Source organism: Bacteroidia bacterium (assembly GCA_040880525.1).
Lineage (GTDB): Bacteria > Bacteroidota > Bacteroidia > CAILMK01 > JBBDIG01 > JBBDIG01.
The window spans coordinates 11,585-36,488 of sequence record JBBDIG010000013.1 but is presented as its reverse complement, the minus strand read 5'-3'; the positions used below and the strand labels follow the sequence as shown (position 1 = coordinate 36,488).

Genomic DNA, 24,904 nt, shown 5'->3' with positions numbered 1-24,904 from the left:
ATCAGTATGAAAGGTGGAGAATGGCTAATAAAAGAAATAGCTCCTGAAGATATTTTCACACCATCTGATCTGGATGAAGAATCGAGAATGATGGCAGATGTTGCGCATGAGTTTATTGAGAAAGAAATATGGCCTCATGTGGAAGATATTGATAAGCAAAAGCCGGGATTAGTACAGGAACTCCTGGACAAGGCAGGTGAAATGGGCCTGCTGGGCACAGCGCTGCCGGAAAAGTATGGTGGCCTCGGCAAGGGATTCAATACCAATACGGCTATTTCTGTAGCCATTGGCAAAAGCAATTCTTTTGGCGTTTCGCTGGCGGCCCACACAGGCATCGGCACGCTGCCTATTCTCTATTACGGCACTGAGGCCCAGCGCCAGCAGTATTTGCCCAAGCTTGCTACTGGCGAGCTAAAAGCGGCCTATTGCCTCACAGAGCCGGGATCCGGATCGGATGCACTGGCAGCCCGGACAAAAGCCGAACTCTCCGAAGATGGTAACCACTATTTACTGACCGGCCAGAAAATGTGGATCACCAATGGCGGATTTGCTGATCTCTTCATCGTATTTGCCCAAATTTCAGGCGATAACCTGCCGGACGACAAGCAGGGCTTTTCTGCCTTTATTGTGTCGGCTGATAGCGAAGGGCTGAAGCGTGGAGACGAGGAACGAAAGATGGGAATCAAAGGCTCTTCTACCACGCAGATCTTTTTTGACAATGTAAAAGTGCCGAAAGAAAACCTCCTGGGCGATGCCGGGAAAGGGGCCAAAATCGCTTTTAATATTCTCAACATCGGGCGCTTCAAACTCTGCGCTATGGTAGTGGGCGGTGCCATTACCTGCCTCAACAGGTCAGTGCAATATGCCAATGAACGGCAGCAGTTCGGGCAAGCCATTTCTGGTTTCGGAGCCATTCAGCATAAACTGGCAGAACAGGCCATTCTCATATTTGCAACAGAATCGGCCACCTACCGGGTAAGCGATCTCATCCGCCAAAAGGGCCAGGAAATGGAAGATGCAGGCAGCGAATACTCTGAGGCATTAATGGGCGCTGCGGAGGAATATGCCATTGAATGCGCCATGCTGAAGGTGCTTGGATCCGAGATGCTGGACTACGTGGTGGATGAGATGGTGCAGATCTATGGTGGTTATGGCTATAGCGAGGAATATCCCGCTGCCCGCGCCTATCGCGATTCACGTATCAACCGCATTTTTGAAGGAACCAACGAGATCAACCGGCTGCTCACGGTGGATATGCTGATGAAGCGCGCCCTTAAAGGCCAGCTCGACTTAATGGGCCCGGCAAAGGCGGTGCAGGCAGAGCTGATGTCAATCCCCGACTTTGGCGAAAGTGATGAAAGCCCCTTTGCCGCAGAACTGAAGGCTATTGCTAATACTAAGAAGGCGATCCTGATGGTGGCCGGGGCTGCCGCACAAAAGCTGATGCAGGACCTGGAAAAGGAGCAGGAAATCATCATGGATATAACGGATATGATGATCAAGGTATTTGCTGCGGAATCGGCATTGCTGCGGACAATGAAGCGCACCGGGAGCAGTGGCGAAGACGAATCTTCGCCCTACATGTGGATGACGCAGGTTTATCTGAGCGATGCTCTGGAGCAGATCAACCTCTGCGGCAAGCACGCCATTGCAGCTTTCACCCACGGAGACGAACAGCGCATGATGCTGATGGGCCTCAAGCGCTTCACTAAATTCAAAATAGTAAACACGGTGGCGTTAAGGAGGAAAATTGCGGGTAAATTAATTGAAAGCGGGAAGTGGGTATTTTGAAGAGTTGTTTTAATGCCTGCGCTGATTTTAATTATTTATGATATAGCACAAGCTGGGATGTTCGCGCCAGAGGTTGGGAGTTTATAGGCACGACAGCCTCGTGCTAAAGTGGTTTCATTACAAAGGGAAATTTGACCATATTGTGGTTACGCTTACCGAAACTGCATATTTGGATTCAGGGACTACGGTTATGGATACAGTGAATTTACAGCGCTGCAGAGGTAAACGTTTATTCGAGCTTACCAACCATTTGGGAAATGTACTCTGCTGTTCCTGATTATCGTGATGATTATAATAAAAATCTTCAAGAAACAGGGAAGTATTTATATGATAATAGAGAGAAAATTCTAAAAGGTGAAAACCCGATGGCTAAAGAAGATGAAAGCACCACAGAATAAGGCTTGTGGAGTAGTTTTACTTCCCGTATTAATAACACTTTTTTTAAATTCCTGCTGTTCTACTAAAAAGGAATATTATTCAAATTACGAGGAAAAAGAAGAACGTCTAAAATACATTTATCAAATAAATACAATAAATGGAAAAAGATGCGGGAAATTTGTGTGGTTAGCCGAAACTGGTGATACAATAGAAATTTCATACTTTAAAAAGGGGAAGCTCAATGGAATTTCTAAATCTTTTTTTGAAAATGGAAGAATACAAATAGAAGTTGAATGTTTTAATGATATATTTCATGGAACCTTAAGAGAGTACTATGAGAATGGGCAATTACGTTGTGAACTTCTTTATAATTTAGATAGGCTGTGGGAAATTAAAGCTGTTTATGATAGCTCTGGAAATGTTTTGAATCCCGGTAATTTGAAAGAAGGAAACGGATTAGTAAAAATTTTTTATCCTGATGGACAAGTTCAATATAAAGGGGCATTTGAAGATGGGGTAAGGTCTGGTTATTAGAAATTTTTTACTGAATCCGGTAGTATGATTGATTCCATAAAATATCAGGATGGTTATCGGGAAGGTTCTATAACAATAGAAAACACATACTGAAAATACCTCGCTCCGCGCTGGTGCGAGTTTAGCGATAGCGTAACTCGTACCTTTACCAACTAAGCAATGCACGAAGAGATCACAGAATTTTACGCACTTTCAAAACTGCCAGATGAGATAGAGACCGAAATTTCAGGCAGTGATTATGATGAACTGATGAACTGATTGAACGATTAGGGCTGAATGGCACGTTGTACGTTAGAAAGTCGTCTGGATCAGGAATTATGTGGAAGATTAAAAGTGAACAACAAATTGAAACCCTCAAGGATGTTCTTACGGAATAGCATAATATTTCTGCTAATTTTTACAGGTAGCATTTTCCAGATGTCCTTTGCCTGTGAAATTAAAGGACAGATCTTTTTTCATGGCTATAAAAAGAAGCCTGTGGTTGGTGCAATCGTATATGTACTCAGAGAAGAAAAGGTGATTCAAATGACCTCCACTAATATAGACGGCTCCTATCGTTTTGACTTTGATGGAACTGGCAAATATGATATTTTGGCTAGTTTTGAAGGTTCTCAAAGCCTTTATAGAGATGTACCCTGTGGCAAGACTATTTCTATCCCTGATCTTTTTATCAATTTGGGATGGCCTTATCAGGAAACGGCTCCTTCAGCAGAGAGGGCAAGGATTATCCTGGGTATTTCTTCTTTAAATGCTTTTAATGGTAGAAGAAACAACACACCTCCTCCGATAGAGGAATAAATAGTAATCCGGCTAATTTGCTTTTGCTTCTGAAGGAGTTCAATCTCCGTTTGCTTTTTGGATAACTGCAACTCTGACTGAATACTGAGAACAGCTTTTAAATTGTCAGCAGATAAAATGGAATCCCTGATGCCGTAATATTTTTCCTGGTAGACGTAGGCCCGGGCAAAATCTCCCTTTTGCAGGTAAAGGGTTGAGAGCATTTTGGCGGCAGGTTCAGAAACGAGGAAAAACCCACGGGCATAGGAGATTTCAAAAGCCTCCTCTGCTTTCTGTATAGCCTGGTTTACCTGACCTTTCTGCTTATACACTAAACTTAAACCATAAACGCACTTAGAAATTCCCTCCAACTCATCCTGATGAGACCGGAAGCCTGATAAAGCTTTGCTGTAATAACTTTCAGCTTCATCATACTTACCTGACTTTAGGTAAAGATCAGCCAATCCTACTTCAGACTCCAGAAGGCGTTTAGGAATGCCGGAATCTTTAAAGAATTGTTGTGCCTTAAGCAGGTGGCTTTCGGCCTGATTAAAATTCCCTGTTTCAGAAAAGCACAGGCCTGATAAGTAATGCAAGGTTGCCGTCTGCACATCATTAGCGGCTGAACCTGCTATTCCCTTGCTGAAAAAATATTCTGCATCCTTAAACTTCTTCTGGTTAAAATATACCAGTCCTAAATGCATTTCACATTTAGCTATACCACTTAAATCGCCTTGTTCTTCATAAAATCCCCGGGCAATCCTGACCTGGTGAATGCTTTTGTCAATCAATGATTTTATGAGGTAATATTGAGCAAGGTTGAATGCGGCATCAGCTTTACCCCGGGTGTATTGCGATTCTTCACTTTGCTGCATAGCAAGTGTGGCAACTTTGTATGAAGAATCGAGCAGGTTTTGCTTCCTAAGCCCGGCCGAAAGGCCATTCAACTCATCCACATTGGAAAATTCTGGTTTTTGAGCTGAGTTATCCAGCTTTTCTGAATGAACTGGCAAGGCGATTAAAATGATAAACATCACCGGCAGAAGCAAGCGCTTGACGAATGTTCTGAAGGTGATGTTCATCTTACATTTTCTTTAATAACCTAATGGACGAACGTTAACACAGTTAAATGGACAATATCCGGTTAGCTTAACACTTGTGGCATTGAAGAGCGCTTCATGTACTACAATATTATGTTGTATGGAGGGTTCGCAATGGATAACCAAACCTTCACCGTCAATATATCCGGCATACATCATAATGCCATTGGCACGCGGATGTCTTAGAAAAATACCGTCTATCAATGGTTTTGCAAGAAATGCAGCATGTCGTTCATTGCCTTCAAGCCTGCCAGGGGTTAAGAATTCTGCGGTTAACCTCTCTCTGACTTCTATAGTACTTTCACTGGCTGCCTCTCCCAAATCGTTATCCTCATATCGTTCACCATCCTCTATGCATACTTCTTTATGATCTCCATCTGACCACATGAGTTTTTGCATCGTGATTAGCCCCAAACCGACTGTAGTGGCCAGAAAAACTCCGGAAAGGAATTTAGCCCCTCGAGTCCTTACGAAAAAAAATAATACTGTGAAAGCTGCGCTTCCAACAGTAATGGCAAGGTGAAGTAAATCAATGTCCTTCATAGCATTGGTTGATTATTAGGTATTTTCCGGTAAAATTATGAAATATTTCAATTGCTAGAGTAGAAAATTAATTGGGCTGAAACCGCTGTCAGGAGTGGGTTTGCGGCTAAAATAGGAGTGATGCCCTTTTCTGAAAGGCCCTTGCATGAGCCTGGAATACATTAAAAAGAGGGACTTAGTAAGAGGATAACCGGAGATCAGTTATCCTCTTACAAAATCCTTAAAGTGCCAGGGAAATAGAAGCTGAAGTAGTAACCGGTGCAAATCCAAATAAATTAACATTTGTTTTACCATTGTTATCACCATTCAGTTGTCTTCCATCCCTGTAGTATTCTTCTTCGCCCCCAACCCTGGCGTATTGAAACCCGTAGGAAACTTCTGCCCCAATTCCCAGTTTCTTGGAAACCATATACCTTACGCCTCCAAATCCTTTGATGCCTATGGAAAAACCACCGTCCATTTTGGTTGTTCTTACCTGTGATTCTGCAAAGGGGTTGTCGGGATCAGTGATGCTGTCGTTTGATTCACTTACAATTTTACCCAGAGCAGTAAAGGGTAGCTGTCCGCCTATATAAGTACGGAATTTTGACCCGTTCTTTTCTGTTCCATCTGCCGCTACACCGGTAATGTAATGACCAAAGCCCAAAGCAAACGTCATGGAGGTTTGGCGCACCCTATAGATGCCGGCCTGTGTTCTTGAAGTTCCCGGATTAAAGAAATCGGTACTACTGCTTGTATATTCTTCTTGAGCTGACCAACGGGTGATACCGGCTCTGGTTCTGAAAAACTTAGTTTCAGATGTGTTAAAATCAGCCACAAGATCACAGGATAAAACCCTTAGTTTAATGTTAACATCAGATTCATAATAGTCATCTTGGTAGGAAGAATTTATACCCCCTCCTGCAAATTGATTCAGGCGGAGTGACAAGACAGATTGCGAACTTCCTAATAAAGGAAGTAAAAGCAGTGTAAACATTAAGATTGTTTTCATGACATGTAAATTTTAAGTGTGAATATGAATTATGAAGTGCGGTGTAAATTACTTTTCCGGTTTGTCAGTCTTTTTTGAATTAAAGCCCATTATCAACCCAAGTCGCTGGGACTTTTTCCCCGGAATGACATAGAGGTTAAGTGGGATATTTACCCTCCCTGATTTAAAGCTCTTTCCCAGGGCAAATACAAAGGCAGAATGTAAACCCGGGAACCCCCGTATGTCAGTGTTTTTTACAAATTCAACATCACCGTGTTTTTCCTTATTGTAGTCCCTTTTTAATATCCATTTGCCTTGATAATGAAAACCTTCGGCAATTCTATTTAACGTGAAGTGTGGCCCGAAACCAAACTCCCAACCATTGTAGTTATTACGAAAACCATTGAGGAGGCTGAGACTTGGTATAAATAGTCCTTGATCCATTCCTGATATAGCCGGAATGATTTCGAAAAGAGCCTGAAAAGCTCCGGAATTCAAATACTGGATTTCCTGCTGATAGCCAAACACGAACATGAACGGATAGCCATCAAAACCACCCTCGCTCTTAGGCGCCATCAAACGATTGGCTGCCTCGCCTGCAATAAAGGAAATTCCTGTACGCGGACCATTGAGTACCAGCCGGGTTTGTCCGGGATTGTTGATTTCGCTTTCGTATTCTGTGATCAGCGAGAGCTTGGAAGCCACATCAGTGTTATAGGGCAGTCCAAACAGTTTCTGAACGCTCACCTGAACCATTTCCTGAATACTCTCCGGTAAATATAAGTATTCATCAATTTGCACCTTCTCAATGCCTCCGGCACTTACATTTATTAGCCGCAGCGAAATAATAATCTTGTCACCAAACTTTTCGATGGCGCCACCGATCATTTTATCAGCGTTTACCCCTTTTCCAACTGCAATCAGGCAATTCATTCCGAGGCAGGTGGCTTGTGTATAGGTTGTATCTCTTTCGAAATAAGTGGCAAGATCGTGCTTGTCAACCACTGCATATAAGCCGGTTTTTTCGATTTCCAACCGCACCAGGTTGCCGGCACTTTGCTCGTCAAGCATTCCGCCATTTGCCTCAATGTTGAGTACACCTAATACAGGTTGGGTTTGAGCATTCGACTTCATACAAACTAGCAGAGAGATAGTGAAGAAGCCTTTGATCAGGAATTTGATAGAAGTTTTCATAACTGTTCATTTTTAAAGTTTACTCACAAATGAACAGCGACATAAAGATGTATGAAAACTAAGTTTTAAGGCAAGTACCTGACTTTTTTACAGAAATTGCAAATTCAATGAAAGTTCAATATTTTCCGGAAGTTTTATCTGAAAACCAACAATGTGGAGTATTAAAAATGGCAAAAATTGCTAAAGTTATTTTATGCAATTGCTTTCTTTGCTGATATTCAGCGTGAATAGAAAAACATCCATTTGGATTATTAAGGAATGTTTTGGTTTTAAGAGAAAAACAAACCTATGAATGAGCCGCTACAACTCCAGATTTCCCTGTTCCAAATGATGGAAAGCCTAAAACAGGGAAGCCCTTTAAGAGCACCCGTCTTCGCAGCATTTACATTCCCCCAATCTGGCGTGAGGTTTTCCTCATGTCTTCCACATGACTCTTTCATTTCAGGACCCCGAAACATCAGTGGCCCTGACCTTTAGGGCAGGGTAAAATGAGCCATCTTTACCTAAGGGCTTCAGCCCTTTTTGTACCCTCGGGTTTGCCGGAAAGAGCTAAAGCCCTGCAAGGGGTTTGGAGCATTTTCCTCCGCCCTGAAGGACGGAGTTACTGATCGAAGAGTGGTGCCTGGAAATCACAAACGAACGCTTGCGACAGAGAGCCTCGAAGCCAAAGCATGGCTACCCAGGGCGGCCCACCCACTCCCCTACGTCATCAGGAACTTGAATCGATGGATATTCTTCAGGGCGATGCCGGTACCGCGGACTACTGCGCGCAGGGGATCTTCGGCTACGTAAACCGGCAGCTTGGTCTTTTTGCTGATGCGTTTATCAAGGCCGCGGAGCAGGGCGCCTCCACCGGTGAGGTAAAGGCCGGTTTGGTAAATGTCGGCTGAGAGTTCCGGGGGTGTAATTTCCAGCGCTTTCAAAATAGCCTCTTCTATTTTTGCTATGGACTTATCCAGCGCATGGGCAATTTCGCTGTAGCTCACGGTTACGGACTTTGGAATGCCCGTCATAAGGTCGCGGCCATTTATAGAGAAATCCGGGGGCGGGTTCTCCAGTTCCGGCAGCGCGGCCCCCACTTCTATTTTGATCTTTTCTGCAGAGCGTTCTCCAATCAATATGTTGTGCTCCCTGCGCATATATTCAGCAATGTCGTTTGTGAATTCATCACCGGCAATTCGGATGGACTGGTCGCATACGATGCCACCCAGGGCAATTACCGCAATTTCGGTAGTACCGCCTCCAATGTCAATCACCATGTTGCCCACTGGCTCTTCCACGTCAATGCCGATACCGATTGCTGCTGCCATTGGCTCATGGATCAGGTAGACTTCCTTGCTGCCGGCCCGTTCGGCAGAGTCTTTTACCGCACGTTTCTCCACCTCCGTAATCCCGGAAGGAATGCAGATGACCATGCGCAGGTGGGGCGCGAAAAAGCGGTTGCGCTTGTTTATCATGTTTATCATGCCGCGCAGCATCTGCTCTGCCGCCTCAAAATCTGCGATTACCCCATCCTTCAGCGGGCGGATGGTTTTGATGTTCTCGTGGGTTTTCCCGTGCATCTGCATCGCCTGGCTGCCAATGGCCACCACCTCTGCCGTCATGCGGTTTTTCGCAATGATGGAGGGTTCATCCACCACCACCTGGTCTTTATATATAATGAGGGTATTGGCCGTTCCGAGGTCAATTGCCAACTCCTGTACAAAAAAATCGAACATTCCCATTTCTAAAACCTAATGTTTAAAGTGCCTGGTACCAGTTACTACCATTGCAAGGCCATGTTGGTTGCAGTAGTTTATTGAATCTTCATCGCGGATGGAACCTCCGGGCTGTATAACTGCGGTTATGCCAGCCTTGTTTGCCATCTGCACACAATCAGGAAAAGGGAAAAAGGCATCAGATGCCATTACTGCCCCTTTCAGTTTCAAATCAAAATTAGCGGCTTTTTCTATTGCCTGCTTCAAGGCATCTACACGCGATGTTTGCCCTACGCCAATTCCCACAAGCTGTTTATTTTTTACTAAAACAATAGCGTTGCTTTTTGCGTGCTTCACTATTTTATTTGCAAAAATTAAATCGGCAACTTCATTTTCAGTGGCCGTTTTTTGGGTAACGTTTTTTAAATCGCTTATTGATTCCGTTTTAATATCCTTGTCTTGCATTAAAACCCCGTTCAATACGCTCCTGAACTGCGATTGTGGCCATGCTGTTTCCTTTTGCTTCAGGAGGATCCTGTTTTTTTTCTGTTTTAAAATATCCAGGGCTCCGCTGTCAAAATCCGGTGCAATTAAAACTTCAAAAAACAAGTTATGAATTTCTTCGGCCAGTGCTGCAGTCAATTTTTCATTGGTAATAATAATGCCTCCAAAAGCGGATACCGGATCGCCAGCGAGTGCATCTTTCCAGGCTGCTTCGGGATTTGCCCTTGTGGCAACCCCGCACGGGTTGTTGTGCTTTATCACCGCAAATGATCCCGATTCCAGGTCATTCATCAAATTAATGGCAGCGTCAATGTCCAGCAGGTTGTTGTATGAAAGCTCCTTGCCGCTCAACTGTTCAAGCGCCTGCTCCAGTTCTCCGATGAAGAAGCCGTTCTGGTGCGGGTTTTCGCCATAGCGCAGCGGTTTTCCGTTTTCCATTCCGGGCATTGCCGGTGCCTCTGCTGAACCTCCGGAAAAGTAGCTGCCAATATTTTTGTCGTAATGTAAGGAAATTCTGAATGCTTCGCCCGCCAGCAATTTCCTTTCGTCAGTATCAAAGGAGAATTTTTCCTGAGAGAGTTTTTCTTCAAGATATTTATAATGTTCCCTTGAAGGAATGATGACCACATCCTGGTAATTTTTGGCTGCGGCCCGAATCAGTGCAATGCCGCCAATATCTATTTTTTCAATAATATCTTCATGCCCGGCTCCGCTTTCCACAGTTTCTTCAAAAGGATAAAGATCAACGATCACCAACTGGATAGGCATAATGCCATGCTTCGTCATCTCATCCTGATCAGTGCGGTTCCGGCTGCGGCTGAGGATGCCGCCAAATATTGCTGGATGCAACGTTTTTACCCGGCCATCTAAAATGGACGGATAAGACGTAAGTTGCTCTGCATCTGTTACCTCAAACCCCTCATTGCGAATAAACTTTGCCGTCCCACCGGTAGAGATGATCTGAACGTTGTGCTCCTTTAGCAACTTGAGCAGGGGGGAAAGTCCTTCCTTGTGGTAAACAGAAATTAGCGCGGTGCGGATTGTGGTCTGATTGTCTGCCAATGCTGATAATTAAGCCGCAAAAGTAGAAATTATTCGTATCATGAAGACTACGAATCTTGACGCCTGAGCTTTTCATTTCTTTTCAAAATCCGGAAGAAAATCCAAAAATCCTGCAGACACAGAGACCTTATAAAATAACTCTCCTGAGCAATGGCGTCATCGGGTCTGAAATTCTGATTTGGCACCGGGTTCCCAGGTATGGACTGAAAATATCACCAGGCTTTTCTGTTAATTATTCAACCATTTGCACTTATTGCAATTTAATTGAAGGTAACAACTGAACAAAAATATTATACATTAAACCTTATAAGGATTTTGGCACCTCAACAAAATTTGGTAAATGCAACTGATACAGAACGGTTTAAGGCTATCTTAAACCAGGTTCCCGCTTGGGTGGCCTATATAAATGCGGATTTGCTGTTTGAATTCTCAAATAATCATAACAAGGTATTGCCGGGCCTGCCGGGGAATGACGTACATGGGAAACCCATCAATGAAGCACTTGAACCTCCGGCACTGGAACGGCTTCATCCCTATATTCAGAAAGGCCTTGAAGGAGAAAGAGTATCTTCTGTGGAGCCTGTGATCAATACCAGCGGAGAGCAGAAGACGCTGAAAATAGAGACGGTTCCGGACAAAACTCCGGAAGGTGCTGTCCGGGGGCTGCTGTTGATGGTGGAAGAAGTGACCAAATCTATATGGAAGGAGAAAAAACCCGCAGGATCATCCTCTGCGGGGGATCTGCGGTTGGGCAGGCAGCAACTGGTAGTGGAATCTATTCCTCAAATGGCCTGGACTATGATGGGTGATGGCGTGCTGGATTATCATAACCAGCGATGGTTTGAATATACCGGGATGAGCATTGAGGAGGTGCGGGTAAAGGGATGGTTTCCCATTGTGCATCCTGATGATTTCCTGAAGCTCCGCAGAAAATGGGAAAAGGCCACTGAAAAGAAACAGCCCTATGAATTTGAATTGCGCCTGAAGAATGCCGCTGATGATAAATATTACTGGCACCTCCTGCGCAGCATCCCTGTCCGGAATGAAAAGGACGAGATACAAATGTGGGTGGGCACCGCTACCAATATTCATGACCAGATCACTTTCCAGGAAAAACTGAAGGAATCTCAGGAGCACCTGGAAAAGATGGTGCAGGAACGGACGGCTGAGATCATCAGTGCGAACCAGGAGTTGGTGAATACTAACAATGAACTGAATCGCTTTGCGTACGTCATATCGCACGATCTGAAGGCTCCGTTGCGCGGAATCAGCTCCTTAGCTACATGGCTGCATGAAGACTACGAAAAGGAACTTGGGCCTGAAGGCCGCGAACAACTCAACCTCCTGATGCAACGGGTGAAACGGATGCATGACCTTATTGAAGGAATTCTACAATACTCACGTGCCGGCCGCGATATGGACGAGGAGGCAAAAAAGGTAAACGTGAAAAAAGTAGTGGAAGAGGTGATCGCCAGCCTGCCGAAACCCGATTCCGTTTCTATTTCCGTACCCAGCACCATGCCTGTGCTCGAATTTCAGGAAACCAAAATTTATCAGGTATTTCAAAATCTGGTATCGAATGCCATAAAATTTAATGATAAGCCAAAAGGAAAAATCGAAATTGGCTATGAAGATGAACCGGGGAAGTACCTGTTTTATGTAAAAGATAATGGCAGTGGAATTTCTGAAAATTATCACTCCAGGATATTCCAGTTGTTCCAGACGCTGAGCGCTGAAGAAGATACCGAAAGCACAGGTGTGGGACTGGCCATCGTCAAAAAGATCATCGAAGCTGCCGGAGGGAATATTTGGGTGGAGTCAACCGAAGGTGCCGGTTCAACTTTCTTCTTTACGATATTAAAAAAGCAATAAACTGAATTCCGGCAACTTTGATAAGAAGAAAATTTTATTAAAATGAAGTGCGGACGCACGCTCACTTGAGGAGGGGGCCAGGTAATGATAGAGAAAACTTAGTGTGACTTTGTAACTTGGCGCCTAAATCTTTAAAATGATCCGGGTCTTTTAAATCATTGATCGTTCTTTCCAAACCATCTTTTGAATTTACTTTTAATGCCCTCCCAGGAAATGGAATGATGTTCCGTTCCGGTAGTGCTCATCAGGAAAGCCAGAGGTTGCAGTGTAGGTATGTGCTTAAACACGATCAAGAGCATGGCTAAATACGGAATTACGACAAACATGCCTGCCAACCCCCAAATTGTCCCCGAAATAATAAGGGATACAATGGCCACCATCGGATTGATCTTCACCTGCGAACCGGCAATATTGGGTGTTAAAATATTATTCTCAACGAATTGAACGATGAAAAAGAACGGAATTATTCTCATCGCAATATTGATATCCTGCGTAGCCAACGCAAAAACCAATACTACCAGATAGCCGATAATAGTTCCGAGGTAAGGAATAAAATTAAAAATAGCGGCAATAAGGCCAAAAAGGATGGCGTGTTTTATTCCGATTAAATAAAGCCCGGTAGAATTTATGAAAGAAAGGATCACCACTACAAAGGTCATTCCGCTCAGATATTTTGTGGCGACATGAGATATTTCGGTAATCATATTTTCCACTGTATGCCTGCTGCGGTCAGCAATCATCTGGTGAAGAAATATTCTGAATTTATCCCTGTAAAACAATACCAGGAAAACGTATACAGGCAGCAGAAAAAACTTGAATACTGTAGTTGCCGTGGCCGAAAAAACCATTTTTCCGAAATTGCTGACAGAATCATATATCGCGTCTGATTGTTTGCTCAGCATCTCATCCTGTTTTTCTTCCGTTACGCCTATCCAGTCATTTATGGTTTGTTGAAATTCGCTGAGGTTTTCTTCAACCTTTTCTTTCATACCCGGCACATCGCTCATAAAGCTGCCGATGAGTTTCGCCATTAAGAAGATCACTCCAAACAAGACGGCTCCGGCCAACAGGATCACCATTAAATTGGCCAGTATCCTTGGCACCCCCTTCTTCTCCAAAAACTCCGCAACAGGATATAGCATAAAGCCCAGCAATACGGAAAGTGCTATTGGGATCAGGATATCACGGGCTACTATCAGACAGAATAAGATTGTGATAATAAGCCATAACAGCAACAGTATTTTTACGATCGGTTGTAAGTTTCTCATACACAAATAATAATTGCCTGCCCTTTTTGGTTGAAGTAATTCGCCAACAAAGTTTTAGTTTGAATTCTGAATTTAATCCTCTCCACGGTTATTTTTAATGGCCTTCCATTATTCTCCCCGGATGCCTATATTTAGCCACTATTTCCCAAACACTTTAAAAGATTTTATCTCTCATTATGGTTCATCAAAAAATTACTTCCGGTAAATGGCTACTCTTGCTTATTGCTCCCCTGTTTTTCAGCACCTGTTCCAAGAAGGCTCCCGAAAAAGTAGAGATAGACCCGGCCTACGGTGAGTTCATCTCAGGCTATACCAGTGGCGTTATTTCCAGCAACGGAACGATCCGCGTGCGGATGGCTGAGCCCGTTGCGGATCCTTCACAATTCAACGAGCCGCTTAAGGATAATCCCTTCAGCTTCGATCCCGGAATAAAAGGTGAAGCCTATTGGCTGGATGATTTCACCCTGGAATTTAAACCTGCGGCTCCGCTCCCGTCTGGCGAAGAATATCTTGCTAAGCTGAAGCTGGGAGATCTGATTGAGGTCCCTGAAGAATATAAGTTGTTCTCTTTCAATTTCTCTGTGTTGCAGCAATCTCTGGAGGTGAGGATAGACCAACTGCAGGCTTACAGCAATACAGAGCTGACAAAGCAAAGGCTGATTGGCCGGGTGCTTACGGCTGACATGGCCGGGGAAGATGCAATAGAAAAGGTTTTGAGCGCTTCGCAAAATGGTAAGGATCTCCCTCTAAACTGGCTTCATAACGAGAACACCACCACACATGATTTCGTGGTTGAGGAAATAAACCGTGGTGAAAAAGCTTCGGAAGTAAAACTTACCTGGAAAGGTACACCGCTGAATGTGGACGAGGACGGAGAACTGGTTTATTCCATTCCGGCTCTGGGAGATTTCTTTGTGATGGATGTGCGCGTGGTACCGCATCCTGAACAACACGTCATTATCCAGTTCAGCGATCCGCTGCTGGCTGACCAGGATCTTGAAGGATTGGTGACACTCACCGGGACCGCAAATCCGCGGACACTCGTCAATGGCAATCAATTGCTGCTCTACCCCGGCATCCGGCTGAAGGGAGATCAGACCGTGAAAATTGCACAGGGAGTAAAAAATGTACTCAATTATAAACTGAAAGAAGCCAAAGAATGGAATGTCCACTTTGAAGAAATGAAACCTTCAGTGGAACTCGTGGGCAACGGAACGATTATGCCCAACTCAGGTGGGTTGTTTCTGCATTTCCGTGCCGTCAGCCTGAAAACAGTGGATGTGATGGTGCTGAAAATTTATGAGAATAACATCCCGCAATTCCTGCAGGTAAACGACCTGCCGGGCGATTATCAGATGAGCCGCGTGGGGAAAACGGTATTGCAAAAGCAGGTTTCGCTGGAAAATATGAACCCCGCTGATCTTGGCCGCTGGGCCACTTATTCGCTGGACCTGAGCAAACTCATTCAAACTGAACCGGGTGCTATTTACCGGGTCAGGATAGGCTTCAGAAAAGACTACAGCACATACGATTGTGAAAACGGAACAGCCGAAACCACAGATGATGACGAAGATTATTATGAAGGAGATTATTATTATGAAGAAGATGGAATGACCCCGGTAGGAGGCAATAGCTGGAATCACGATGATGATTTCTGGAACTACTATGACCAATATTATTCCCGCGGCTACCGATATAATCAGCGCGACAATCCTTGCCATGAATCCTACTATGGCGCGCGAAGGGTTGTAACCCGTAATGTGCTGGCCAGCGACCTGGGCATAATGGCGAAAAGCGGAGAAGATAGCAAACTGCTGGTTTTTGTAAATGACATCAAAAGCACGCAACCCCTGGGCGGAATACAACTCGATCTATATGACTACCAGCAGCAGGTAATTGACCAGGCAGAAACCGGTGCTGATGGCATCGCGGTTTTCCAGGCCTCGGAAACGCCATTTTTAGTGGTTGCCAGGAAAGGCAGTCAGCGCGGATACCTGCGGCTCGTTGATGGCGGTTCGCTGCAACTGAGCCAATTCGATGTATCGGGCGAAAAAGTGGAAAAAGGGCTGAAGGGATTCATTTATGGCGAACGAGGCGTGTGGCGGCCCGGGGACTCCTTGTATCTCACCTTCATCCTGGAAGATACGGAGGAGAAAGTGCCGGATAATTATCCCGTAATAATGGAACTTTACGATCCGCAAAACCAGCTCGTAACCAAAAACGTCAACACCCACGGCAGCAGTGGATTTTATGCCTTCAGAATGGCTACACCGGCTACGGCCCGCACAGGCAACTACCAGGCACGCATAAAGCTGGGCAATGTGGTTTTTAATAAATCATTAAAGATTGAAACCGTAAAACCCAACCGCCTGAAGGTAAAACTTGATTTTGGAACGGAAGCGCTGGTGCGGGGTGAATCAAATTCAGGGATGTTGCAAATCAACTGGCTGCATGGCGCAGCAGGAAGAAACCTGAAAGCGGATATTCAGGTGAGTTACTCAACTGGCAAAACAAACTTCAGCAAGTTTCCCACCTTCCGCTTTGACGATCCGATGCGGACATTTAATACCGAGAGCAACCAGATTTTTGATGGGCAGGTTGGCGAAAACGGACACACATCATTTTCATTTAAACCGGAAGCGGGACACAACGCGCCCGGAATGCTCAATGCCAAATTCCTGACAAAGGCCTACGAGCCGGGAGGAGATTTCAGCACCAACACAATGACCATCCCTTATCATCCATTTAAATCATATACAGGAATAAAAATGCCTCCCGCTGACCGCAGCCGGGGCACCTATCTCACGGATACGAACCATCTTGTGAAGCTGGTGGCTGTTGATAGCGATGGTCAGCCGCTGGCAAATAAAGAATTAAAGATACAGCTTTATGAGCTACGCTGGCGCTGGTGGTGGGACAGGTATGATAACCAGGGAAACTATAACAGCCGGGTATATGAAAATGAACGGCAAACGGCCTCCGTCACCACCAACAGCCGCGGAGAAGCTTCATGGATACTGCGGGTTGACAACCCGCTTTGGGGCCGTTTCCTTGTCCGTGCGTGCGACCCGGAATCCGGACATTGCGCAGGAGATGTTATTTATTTCGACTGGCCGGGCTGGGTGAGCCGCCAGCGCCAGAATACCCCCGGAGGCGCTTCCATGCTGGCTTTCAGCACAGACAAGGAAAAGTATAATGTGGGCGAAAAAGCTGTGCTTACCATTCCTTCAAGTGCAGGTGGGCGTGCACTGGTTAGCCTTGAATCCGGCAAAAGCGTAGTGGAAACCCATTGGGTAGAAACGCAGCAGGGCGAAACCCGTTTCAGCTTTGAAGTGACTGAAAAGATGGCGCCCAATATTTTCGCCCATGTTACCATGCTCCAGCCTCATGCACAATCCATTAACGACCTTCCCATCCGGATGTATGGCATCATGCCGCTGCTCGTGGAAGATCCGAACTCACACCTCGAACCCACTATACGAATGCCGGACGTGCTGCGACCCGAAAAGCCTTTCCAGGTAAACGTAAGTGAGGCTACAGGAAGACCCATGACCTATACGCTGGCAATGGTGGATGAAGGATTGCTGGATCTTACGAATTTCAAAACTCCGCAGCCCTGGGATCATTTCTATGCAAGAGAAGCCCTCGGAGTTAAAACCTGGGATATTTATGACCAGGTAATGGGAGCTTTCAGTGGCAGGATGGATAAGCTCCTCGCAATTGGCGGGGATGGCGAAATCGTGAAAAAAGATGACGGGAAGGAACTCAACCGGTTTAAGCCCGTGGTAAAATATATCGGCCCTTTTCATCTTAAAAAAGGAGAAACCCAGACCCACACACTGGATATGCCGCAATATGTAGGATCCGTAAAAGTCATGGTAATAGCAGGTTTCGAGGAAGCTTATGGTTCTGCAGACAAGGTAGTACCGGTCCGCGCTCCGCTGATGGTCCTGGGCACATTGCCCCGCGTATTAGGTCCTGATGAAATGGTGAAACTGCCGGTCTCGGTATTTGCAATGGAAAGCCAGGTGAAAAACGTGCAGGTGGAAATTACCACCAATGATATGCTGACCATAGAAGATGGAAGCTCCCGTTCGCTTTCATTTTCCAAAACCGGAGATGAACTTGTTACTTTCTCATTAAAAGTGAAACCCCTGACCGGAGTGGCCAAAGTAAAAATAAAAGCGAGAAGTGGTAGAGAAACAGCAGAACAGGAGATCACCCTTGAGATCAGGAATCCTAATCCTGAAGTTACCAATGTATTCGATACGGTATTGGAGGCCGGAGCTGCCTGGAATATCAATTATGCACCAGTGGGAATGGCAGGCACCAACTATGGTGTACTGGAGCTGAGTTCAATCCCACCGCTGAACCTGGATGAACGGCTGGAATTTTTGATCCGGTACCCTTATGGATGCATCGAGCAAACTACCTCCTCGGTATTTCCACAGCTTTTCGTAGAGCACCTGATGGACCTTCCTCCTGCTGAAAAGGCACAAATAAAGGCGAATGTGGCAGCGGGGATAGCGCGCCTGAGTGGCTTCCAGGTAAGCGGGGGCGGATTTGCCTATTGGCCCGGCCAGCGGAATGTGGACGACTGGAGCAGCAGCTATGCAGGCCATTTTCTTGTGGAAGCAAAGAATCTCGGCTATTCGGTGCCGGAAAATATGCTGAGCCGCTGGAAAAATTACCAGACCAACATAGCCAATTCATGGGTGGCCGGAGGTGGCGATTATGGCTACCGCAGCGACTTTGTACAGGCATACCGGCTATATACGCTGGCCCTCGCAAAATCTCCGGCTCTGGGCGCCATGAACCGACTCAGGGAGCGAAGTGAACTCACGCCCACAGCACGCTGGCGGCTTGCTGCTGCATACCAGCTTAGCGGTAAACCCGATGTAGCTAAACAACTGGTAAGAGAGCTGCCCCTGCGCGTAGAGGCATACCGCGAACTTTCTTACACTTACGGCTCCGGAACACGCGATGAAGCAATGATCTTGGAGACACTCACGCTGATGGGTGAAAAAACCAAAGGTGCCGAACTGCTCAAACATGTTTCGGGCGAACTCAGCAGCAACCGCTGGATGAGCACACAAACTACTGCTTATACCCTGATGGCAACTTCTAAATTTCTGGGAAATTCTACGCTACCCACAAAAATGGATTATACCTACAGCCTGAATGGCGGCAGCAAAACCAATGCGGCCAGCAATACACCGCTGAACCAAGTTCCGCTCAGCATCAAAGGCACCCAGGGTGGCAACGTATCACTCAAAAACAATAGTGACGGGATATTATTTGCCCGTGTCATATTGCATGGGATACCCATTACGGGAGATCAAACATCGGCTGACAATGCACTGAAGATTGACGTGAACTATAAACTCCCAGACGGCACTCTGCTCGATCCGCAGTTTCTTGACCAGGGAACGGATTTCGTAGCAGAAGTCACTATTTTCAATCCCGGCTATCGCGGTCATTATCAGGAAATGGCGCTCACGCAAATATTCCCTTCGGGCTGGGAAATCATCAACACGCGTTTGCTGGATTTCGACTCCGGAAGCAAAGAAGACAAAGCAGAATACCTTGATATCAGGGACGACCGCGTGTATACATTTTTCGACCTGAGCAGGAACGATTCAAAAACTTTCCGCGTAATGTTGAATGCCAGCTACCTGGGCCGCTATTATCTTCCCACCGTGAGTTGCGAAGCCATGTATGATGAAACCATAAACAGCCGCAGACCGGGCCAATGGGTAGAGGTGGTTAAAGCCGGAGATGCCCGGATGAACTAAAATCTGCGATTCCGGTCTGGCCACAGGAGAAATGAACCTGAAGCATACCAACTAAAAGCCCCTTCCCGTGCAGAACAGGATGGGGCTTTTGATTTTATAAAAAGGCGCCTGAAAAGTAAAACCGGCTATTTTATTTTTACATAGATCCACGCATCAGGAACTACATCCCTGCGGATGCGCAAAATGTTCTGTTCGGCCTCCTCAATCGTTCCGGCCTGCTCCACATAGATATAGTGAAGGTTCCGCTCTTTATTATACAGGGATTGTGACTGGATTCCTTTTTCACTCATTTGGTTCTGAAGCTTTGCCGCATTTTCAGGAATTTCAAAGGCTCCAACTACCAGATAAATATCGGCATTGCTGAAATCAGGATTTTCCGTTGAATGCTTATTCTCAATGTCAAAAATATCAATTGGAATATCAGATTTTTCAGGTTCTGGCGCCACTTCAGGAATATTGTCCGAAGCGATTAACGAATCTACTTCCACCTCTTCGGGAGTTTCCAGTTCCGGCAATACCATCCCGTTGACAATCTCCATTTTTACATCGGCCAAAACTGATTGTACCTGAAGATTTACCTTATGATTCTCACTTTCAGCGGCACTCGTTTCCGAATTCGAAACGCGTTTAGATTTATTATCCTGCTTGTTGAACGGAAGAACCTGCGCCTGGGAAATTGTGATGGCTCCCATTGCAATAGCCATTGTCAGTAGTGCTTTTTTCATTTTAACTTATTTTTTAAATGTTCCGGGTAAAATTCATTTTAGGCTGATTTTACAGCTTGGTTACACATGTAAGAACGAGTTCAGCATTTAAGCCTGTTTCCTGTTCCGAATCTCGTTTTTCGATCCGCATCCGAGCGATTTTGTAATGAAAAAAAGCAGGTAAAAACCGCTACTGCCAATCCAGATTCTTTGCTTTTCAAGGCGTTTACGGCTTTTGACGATGCTTTTTCTTTCAGCACATCATAAAGATATGGCGAAATAAAACCCGGAACAGCATCGCCACCGCGCCAGGTGCAACAAGAGGCTGTAAGGAATCCCGGTTGCAGATTATATTTTCATCCACTTATTTAAAAAGTAAATTGGCTCTGCTGATATTTTAAAGGAAGAGCGTTATGCCTCAATAGCTTACTCATCACTCAGAAAGTCTTTCATTGCAATGATGGCCTCCCCGGACATTTCTTCCTGCACAAAATGCCCGCAATCCATTTCCACGATCCTGGCTTCAGGAAGCCTTGTCCTCCATTTTTCCAGGTAACCCGTTGTGATGAATTTATCCTTCGTGCCCCACACCAGGAGCCACGGCTTATCGCTGATTTTGTGCAACAATTCCCATTGTTCCTGATACCAGGAAGATGCGCCAACCAGCGATTTCGCCAGCCTCAATAGTGGATAGCGGGAAGTTTTGTCAGGAAAAGGAAGGAGATATTGCCGGTGAATATTTTTCGTCAGATTGGCTTTATCCGCAAATCCTTTCTTCAGCAAAACTTTGGGTGAAAAATTCATTCGCAGGTAGAGGAACCGGCCCAGCGCGCTGTTCACGATCTTATCCACCTTTCTGGCTCCGGGGTCAGAGGCCGTCTCCCACAGCCATGTATTGAAGAGAACGATTTTCTTTATCCGCACCGGTTCGGCTATAGCGGCAGACAATCCGATGGGGCCACCAAAGTCATGTACCACCAGGGTAATATCTTTCAGGTCCAGCGCCTGTATAAAGGCGGACAAATTCCGGGCGTGGGCCTGCGGTGTTCCCGGAAAATCCTGCGGCTTATCTGAGAGTCCGAAGCCGAGATGGTCTATCGCGATGCACCGATGGCTTTTGGAAAGCTCCCTGATCATATCGCGATAAAGAAATGACCATGTTGGCGTTCCATGTACAAACAGGATCACCTCTCCTTCTCCTTCGTCAACGTAGTGCATCCGTCCCGCTTCCAGTTGGAAATAATGGTGGGCGAACGGATATTGAACCGTGTCAACCCAAGATTGGGCTTGCATTGTATTATTCATAGTAATCAGCATTATTAAAGTGAAAAGATGTCTCATCATTTTTTTGAGGCAAATCTCACCTGACAAATGCCGGCAAACCTTTGTCTATACCAAGATTTAAATGGTTACCGATGAAAGGAGCTTACTGAAATTTGTGGGGTTTATGCGCAGGTATGAGGCGAGATCCTTGTGCGGGATCATATTCAGCAGGTGCGGACTTCGCTGCATCATCGTTTTAAAACGCGTCTCAATATCGAAAGCCATTAACTCGTGATGCCGCTGTATCAAACCTATAAGTACCATTTCGGTGGCAATTCTGAAGAGTGTTTCTTTTGGCCTGTAACGCGCCATCATTTCCTGGTGCATCCTGTAAGACAGGCGCAGGAACTTGCTGTCAGTGATGGTTTCCAGGAAATACTTTGAAGGCTTCTGCGGCAGGAACGAATCCGGGATCCCGGAAAATGATGGCGGGTATGTGAAGGCGATTACATGCTCTTTCCCATCATCAATGTAGTAGGACTTTTGAATTCCTTCCCGCACAAAGAACATGTGCCGCTGCACCTGATCTTCGGCAGTGATAATGGTTTTTCTTTTTACGCTGAACTCCTCCCAGCATGAAATGTACTCGTCAAGGATCGCATCGTCCACCGCATGGATGGCTTTGAGGAATTGTTTCATAAATCTTCTATTAATTTTATGAATTAATTTTCAGTTGTCTTTAAATTTCAAATCCCTCCCGGAAAACAAATTTAGGTTATTGGGTGAGGGTGAGCCATACTTTCCCGCTTCGATGTCCGGCTTTAAGTAAACCTTCGCTTAAAACCTAATTTTGGTTTTCTTAAGGATATGAAAAAGAATTCACTTACCTGTAAAAACTACATTACCACGGTTTCTTTCAGTGCGTAAGATAAGGATCCCGGGAAAGGTTATAGGGGTTCATTTAACGTACGAAAAATGCCTGAACTGCATCAAAAGGCGATGAGAAGGGCTTTGGGATCCGGGCTTTCTTTAAATAAATTTGTGAAGCAAGCAATTTCAGATAAGGTGAAAAAATAAGGCTTGTTCTTACCCCGCCCTGAAGGACAGTGTTACTGATCTTTTGCCGCCTAAAGAGTTTTTATCACGATAGAAAAAGCGAAGGACATGCGCGGCAGCGGCACCTAAAACAAAAAGCCTTGCGAAGATTAACTTCACAAGGCTTTCTATGTGAACCCGAAGGGATTCGAACCCCAAACCTCCTGATCCGTAGTCAGGTGCTCTATCCGGTTGAGCTACGGGTCCAATGCCTTTGCAAAGCACTTCCCCAGATTGCTGAACAAGGTCAAATCCGTTCGCTGCCGGAACATACCCTTGGTGGTCATCACTGAATATTTGGTTCCTGCGCTGGAAAGCTGCTCTTTGGTGCTATGCATCTCAGGCTGCCTGGTAATCAATTAAAAAAAGAAAACCGGCTTGTAGCAGAAGCTACAGCCGGTTCCTGGTTTTAATAGCATATACTGTTGCTTATTAAGCCTGGGCCATTTCCTTTTTTCCGCTGCCTTTTTTGGCAAGTTCCAGCTTCTGGATGTTGCTTTCCGCAATATTTGCGGCAACTTCAAAAGCTTCTGCGTAGGAATTTCTGCAAGCCAATACCTGGTTTTTCTTAATAACCAAATACAATGTGTCCATGATAATGTAAAATTGATAAATGTGAAAAAAAATGATTAGCTTCTTTTGATTAGCCTCTTCGTTACTTTAGCGCCATTTTGCTCAAGCACAAGGAAATAAATTCCGCTTTCGAGGCTTCCACCTTCTAAGTATGTGTATGCGTTAACTCCTCTGTTGCTGTTGATGATTTTGGTGTGGAGCAGCCTGCCATTAAGATCCAGGAGAGTAAGGTTTACGGGAGACGTATTGCCGGCCCGGTAGCTCAGGCTAAATTGCGATACGAAAGGATTTGGGCCTATTTCCTTTAATGCCAGCGGCTCTGCATTGATATTAGTATTTCCACGGTTTACCCACTTTACCGGAAAGGCCTCGATTGCGCCATCAAAACCGGTCTGGCGAAGTTGATAATACGAGGTGCCAGGCAACGGACTTTTGTCCAGAAATGCATATTTTTTCGTTTGCTGAGAAGTGCCTGCACCCTTTACTGTGGTGAGGTGGCTGAAGGTATGGCCATCACTGCTGCGTTCCAGCGTAAAGTAATCGTTGTTCAATTCTGAAGCGGTAGCCCATGCCACCACCACATTGCTATTAAGCGGCTTCACGTCATACGTGAGAAGATCTACAGGCAGCGGATTGCCTTCCGGGTTCTCAGTTTCTTCACCAGGACCCATGATATAGCTGGCACTGTTTCGCTTCTCAAAATTTCCGGCAGGGCCGAAGGTTATTTGATTTTTCTGAGTGGTTTCAACAATGCCTCTTTTAAAACTGAATTTTCCTTTAATAAATACAGTGCCTTCAAGCACCACTTGCGGAACAGAGGCTGAACTGTTATTGATTTTAACATTATTATAATATATACCGTCAGTTCCTGCACCCGCACTGGCGGACAGCAACTGCTTGTCAGAGCCGGCAAGCACAAGCGTGGCATTTTCCGTGGCTGAGAATAATCCAAAGTTCGCTGGCGCTGCCATCCGATGAATATTTCCGTTGAGCGTAAGAACAGATTGATCATTGAGTAAAAGCGCAGCCTTGCCTTCTTCCGATGCGGAGAATTTAATATCTCCCGCTATGGCCACTTCGCTGGTGTGGTCCTGCTTAAATGAAACAATGGCCCCGGCCCCGTTCTGTTGCAGGTTGAGGTTTCCGGCTACCTGGGTTGTGGCATTGCCAAAAGTGTAGTACATAATGCCGGCCTGCTCTTCTGCATTCAGGTTTATATCACCGGAAATTTCGCTGTTGCTGCTGTCAAACCAGAGGTAGGTCCATGAGGTGCCCTCCCCTTTCACATTAAAATTACCGGCTACTTTTAATGCCCCTTCCTGATCTACCAGTACCGCGAGACTTTTGGAATCGCCATTCATATCTATATTAATGTCTCCGGAAACCTCCAGTGTTTTTTTGGCGCCAATTGTAAATGTGGTAATAGAGGAAGAACCGGTAATAAAAATCGATCTGCACTTTTCATTACGTTTCACTCTGACGTCAGCGCCTTTAATATAAACAATATCATTTTCGCCCGGTATGGAATGCGCCTTTTCGCCATCATGCCCGGTTGATGACCAGGTATTTTTATCGTTCCAGTCTCCGCTGGTGCGCGAATAATATGTCATATCAGTTCCAGCCAATACATCCTTTATACCTCCTACATTCAGGAAAATAAAAAAGGCAAGGATCAATCCCGTACCTGAGCTGGTGAGGGCCGCAATCGTTACCGCCCGCGTCATGTCCGTTTTTTGTACCTGCTTCTGTTTTGAGTAAAGCTTGTGTTTCATACTTAAAATTTT

At 45.4% G+C, this 24,904-nt stretch carries 17 protein-coding genes, 1 tRNA gene and 1 pseudogene; 6 read left to right on the top strand and 13 right to left on the bottom strand.

Annotated features, from left to right (window positions below):
• Positions 1–6: 6 nt before the first annotated feature.
• The 3 genes from WD077_02375 to WD077_02365 all read left to right on the top strand — a co-directional run bounded on the left by WD077_02375 (position 7) and on the right by WD077_02365 (position 2,703).
• Positions 7–1,791 (top strand): acyl-CoA dehydrogenase family protein, encoded by a 1,785-nt coding sequence (locus WD077_02375; protein MEX0966055.1) that lies wholly within the window; start codon positions 7–9, stop codon positions 1,789–1,791.
• A gap of 257 nt (positions 1,792–2,048) precedes the next feature.
• Positions 2,049–2,189, top strand: coding sequence for a hypothetical protein (locus tag WD077_02370; GenBank protein MEX0966054.1), 141 nt, complete (start codon positions 2,049–2,051; stop codon positions 2,187–2,189).
• Complete coding sequence (locus tag WD077_02365) at positions 2,170–2,703, top strand: hypothetical protein (GenBank protein MEX0966053.1); 534 nt, start codon at positions 2,170–2,172, stop codon at positions 2,701–2,703. Before WD077_02370 ends, WD077_02365 begins: the two co-directional genes overlap by 20 nt.
• 689 nt (positions 2,704–3,392) lie before the next feature.
• Here WD077_02365 and WD077_02360 read toward each other — a convergent pair.
• The 6 genes from WD077_02360 to purH form a co-directional block, all read right to left on the bottom strand.
• Complete coding sequence (locus tag WD077_02360) at positions 3,393–4,562, bottom strand: tetratricopeptide repeat protein (GenBank protein MEX0966052.1); 1,170 nt, start codon at positions 4,560–4,562, stop codon at positions 3,393–3,395.
• A 12-nt stretch (positions 4,563–4,574) separates the two neighbouring features.
• The gene (locus tag WD077_02355) at positions 4,575–5,123 is read right to left on the bottom strand and encodes a hypothetical protein (protein ID MEX0966051.1); all 549 of its coding nucleotides are present in this window, start codon (positions 5,121–5,123) and stop codon (positions 4,575–4,577) included.
• A 220-nt stretch (positions 5,124–5,343) separates the two neighbouring features.
• Positions 5,344–6,114: a hypothetical protein gene (locus tag WD077_02350; protein MEX0966050.1), complete on the bottom strand. Its 771-nt coding sequence runs from the start codon at positions 6,112–6,114 to the stop codon at positions 5,344–5,346.
• A gap of 48 nt (positions 6,115–6,162) precedes the next feature.
• Positions 6,163–7,287, bottom strand: coding sequence for a hypothetical protein (locus WD077_02345; protein ID MEX0966049.1), 1,125 nt, complete (start codon positions 7,285–7,287; stop codon positions 6,163–6,165).
• 701 nt (positions 7,288–7,988) lie between these two features.
• Positions 7,989–9,011 (bottom strand): rod shape-determining protein, encoded by a 1,023-nt coding sequence (locus WD077_02340; protein MEX0966048.1) that lies wholly within the window; start codon positions 9,009–9,011, stop codon positions 7,989–7,991.
• 9 nt (positions 9,012–9,020) lie between these two features.
• Positions 9,021–10,550: a bifunctional phosphoribosylaminoimidazolecarboxamide formyltransferase/IMP cyclohydrolase gene (purH, locus tag WD077_02335; GenBank protein ID MEX0966047.1), complete on the bottom strand. Its 1,530-nt coding sequence runs from the start codon at positions 10,548–10,550 to the stop codon at positions 9,021–9,023.
• Between the two features lie 315 nt (positions 10,551–10,865).
• Here purH and WD077_02330 point away from each other — a divergent pair, with 315 nt between their 5' ends.
• Positions 10,866–12,422: an ATP-binding protein gene (locus WD077_02330; protein MEX0966046.1), complete on the top strand. Its 1,557-nt coding sequence runs from the start codon at positions 10,866–10,868 to the stop codon at positions 12,420–12,422.
• Positions 12,423–12,577: 155 nt separating this feature from the next.
• On the opposite strand, the gene WD077_02325 is transcribed toward WD077_02330, so the two are convergent.
• A complete protein-coding gene (locus WD077_02325; protein ID MEX0966045.1) occupies positions 12,578–13,690 on the bottom strand; it encodes an AI-2E family transporter in 1,113 nt (370 codons plus the stop codon).
• Positions 13,691–13,866: 176 nt separating this feature from the next.
• Between WD077_02325 and WD077_02320 the strand changes: the two genes are divergently transcribed.
• The gene (locus WD077_02320; GenBank protein MEX0966044.1) at positions 13,867–19,485 is read left to right on the top strand and encodes an MG2 domain-containing protein; all 5,619 of its coding nucleotides are present in this window, start codon (positions 13,867–13,869) and stop codon (positions 19,483–19,485) included.
• A gap of 125 nt (positions 19,486–19,610) precedes the next feature.
• Here the strand turns inward: WD077_02320 and WD077_02315 are convergent, their stop codons facing one another.
• The 3 genes from WD077_02315 to WD077_02305 form a co-directional block, all read right to left on the bottom strand.
• Positions 19,611–20,210 carry an SPOR domain-containing protein gene (locus tag WD077_02315; GenBank protein MEX0966043.1) on the bottom strand — a complete coding sequence of 200 codons (600 nt, stop codon included), beginning with the start codon at positions 20,208–20,210 and terminating at the stop codon, positions 19,611–19,613.
• 405 nt (positions 20,211–20,615) lie between these two features.
• A complete protein-coding gene (locus WD077_02310) occupies positions 20,616–21,494 on the bottom strand; it encodes an alpha/beta fold hydrolase (GenBank protein MEX0966042.1) in 879 nt (292 codons plus the stop codon).
• Positions 21,495–21,590: 96 nt separating this feature from the next.
• Positions 21,591–22,151 (bottom strand): cyclic nucleotide-binding domain-containing protein, encoded by a 561-nt coding sequence (locus WD077_02305; protein MEX0966041.1) that lies wholly within the window; start codon positions 22,149–22,151, stop codon positions 21,591–21,593.
• Between the two features lie 243 nt (positions 22,152–22,394).
• Between WD077_02305 and WD077_02300 the strand changes: the two are divergent.
• Positions 22,395–22,529: pseudogene (locus WD077_02300) on the top strand (toxin-antitoxin system HicB family antitoxin).
• A gap of 151 nt (positions 22,530–22,680) precedes the next feature.
• On the opposite strand, the gene WD077_02295 reads toward WD077_02300, so the two are convergent.
• From WD077_02295 to WD077_02285, 3 genes are all read right to left on the bottom strand, one after another.
• Positions 22,681–22,754 (bottom strand) — tRNA-Arg (locus tag WD077_02295).
• Positions 22,755–22,979: 225 nt separating this feature from the next.
• Positions 22,980–23,141 (bottom strand): hypothetical protein, encoded by a 162-nt coding sequence (locus tag WD077_02290; protein ID MEX0966040.1) that lies wholly within the window; start codon positions 23,139–23,141, stop codon positions 22,980–22,982.
• 35 nt (positions 23,142–23,176) lie between these two features.
• Positions 23,177–24,892 (bottom strand): T9SS type A sorting domain-containing protein, encoded by a 1,716-nt coding sequence (locus WD077_02285; GenBank protein ID MEX0966039.1) that lies wholly within the window; start codon positions 24,890–24,892, stop codon positions 23,177–23,179.
• Between the last annotated feature and the right edge of the window lie 12 nt (positions 24,893–24,904).

Bases quoted from the DNA above. Each gene is read 5' to 3' on its own strand.
- WD077_02375 (MEX0966055.1), top strand. From the start codon at position 7: ATGAAAGGTGGAGAATGGCTAATAAAAGAAATAGCTCCTGAAGATATT.
- WD077_02370 (MEX0966054.1), top strand. From the start codon at position 2,049: ATGTACTCTGCTGTTCCTGATTATCGTGATGATTATAATAAAAATCTT.
- WD077_02365 (MEX0966053.1), top strand. From the start codon at position 2,170: ATGAAAGCACCACAGAATAAGGCTTGTGGAGTAGTTTTACTTCCCGTA.
- WD077_02360 (MEX0966052.1), bottom strand. From the start codon at position 4,562: ATGAACATCACCTTCAGAACATTCGTCAAGCGCTTGCTTCTGCCGGTG.
- WD077_02355 (MEX0966051.1), bottom strand. From the start codon at position 5,123: ATGAAGGACATTGATTTACTTCACCTTGCCATTACTGTTGGAAGCGCA.
- WD077_02350 (MEX0966050.1), bottom strand. From the start codon at position 6,114: ATGAAAACAATCTTAATGTTTACACTGCTTTTACTTCCTTTATTAGGA.
- WD077_02345 (MEX0966049.1), bottom strand. From the start codon at position 7,287: ATGAAAACTTCTATCAAATTCCTGATCAAAGGCTTCTTCACTATCTCT.
- WD077_02340 (MEX0966048.1), bottom strand. From the start codon at position 9,011: ATGGGAATGTTCGATTTTTTTGTACAGGAGTTGGCAATTGACCTCGGA.
- WD077_02325 (MEX0966045.1), bottom strand. From the start codon at position 13,690: ATGAGAAACTTACAACCGATCGTAAAAATACTGTTGCTGTTATGGCTT.
- WD077_02320 (MEX0966044.1), top strand. From the start codon at position 13,867: ATGGTTCATCAAAAAATTACTTCCGGTAAATGGCTACTCTTGCTTATT.
- WD077_02315 (MEX0966043.1), bottom strand. From the start codon at position 20,210: ATGAAAAAAGCACTACTGACAATGGCTATTGCAATGGGAGCCATCACA.
- WD077_02310 (MEX0966042.1), bottom strand. From the start codon at position 21,494: ATGAATAATACAATGCAAGCCCAATCTTGGGTTGACACGGTTCAATAT.
- WD077_02305 (MEX0966041.1), bottom strand. From the start codon at position 22,151: ATGAAACAATTCCTCAAAGCCATCCATGCGGTGGACGATGCGATCCTT.
- WD077_02290 (MEX0966040.1), bottom strand. From the start codon at position 23,141: ATGGACACATTGTATTTGGTTATTAAGAAAAACCAGGTATTGGCTTGC.
- WD077_02285 (MEX0966039.1), bottom strand. From the start codon at position 24,892: ATGAAACACAAGCTTTACTCAAAACAGAAGCAGGTACAAAAAACGGAC.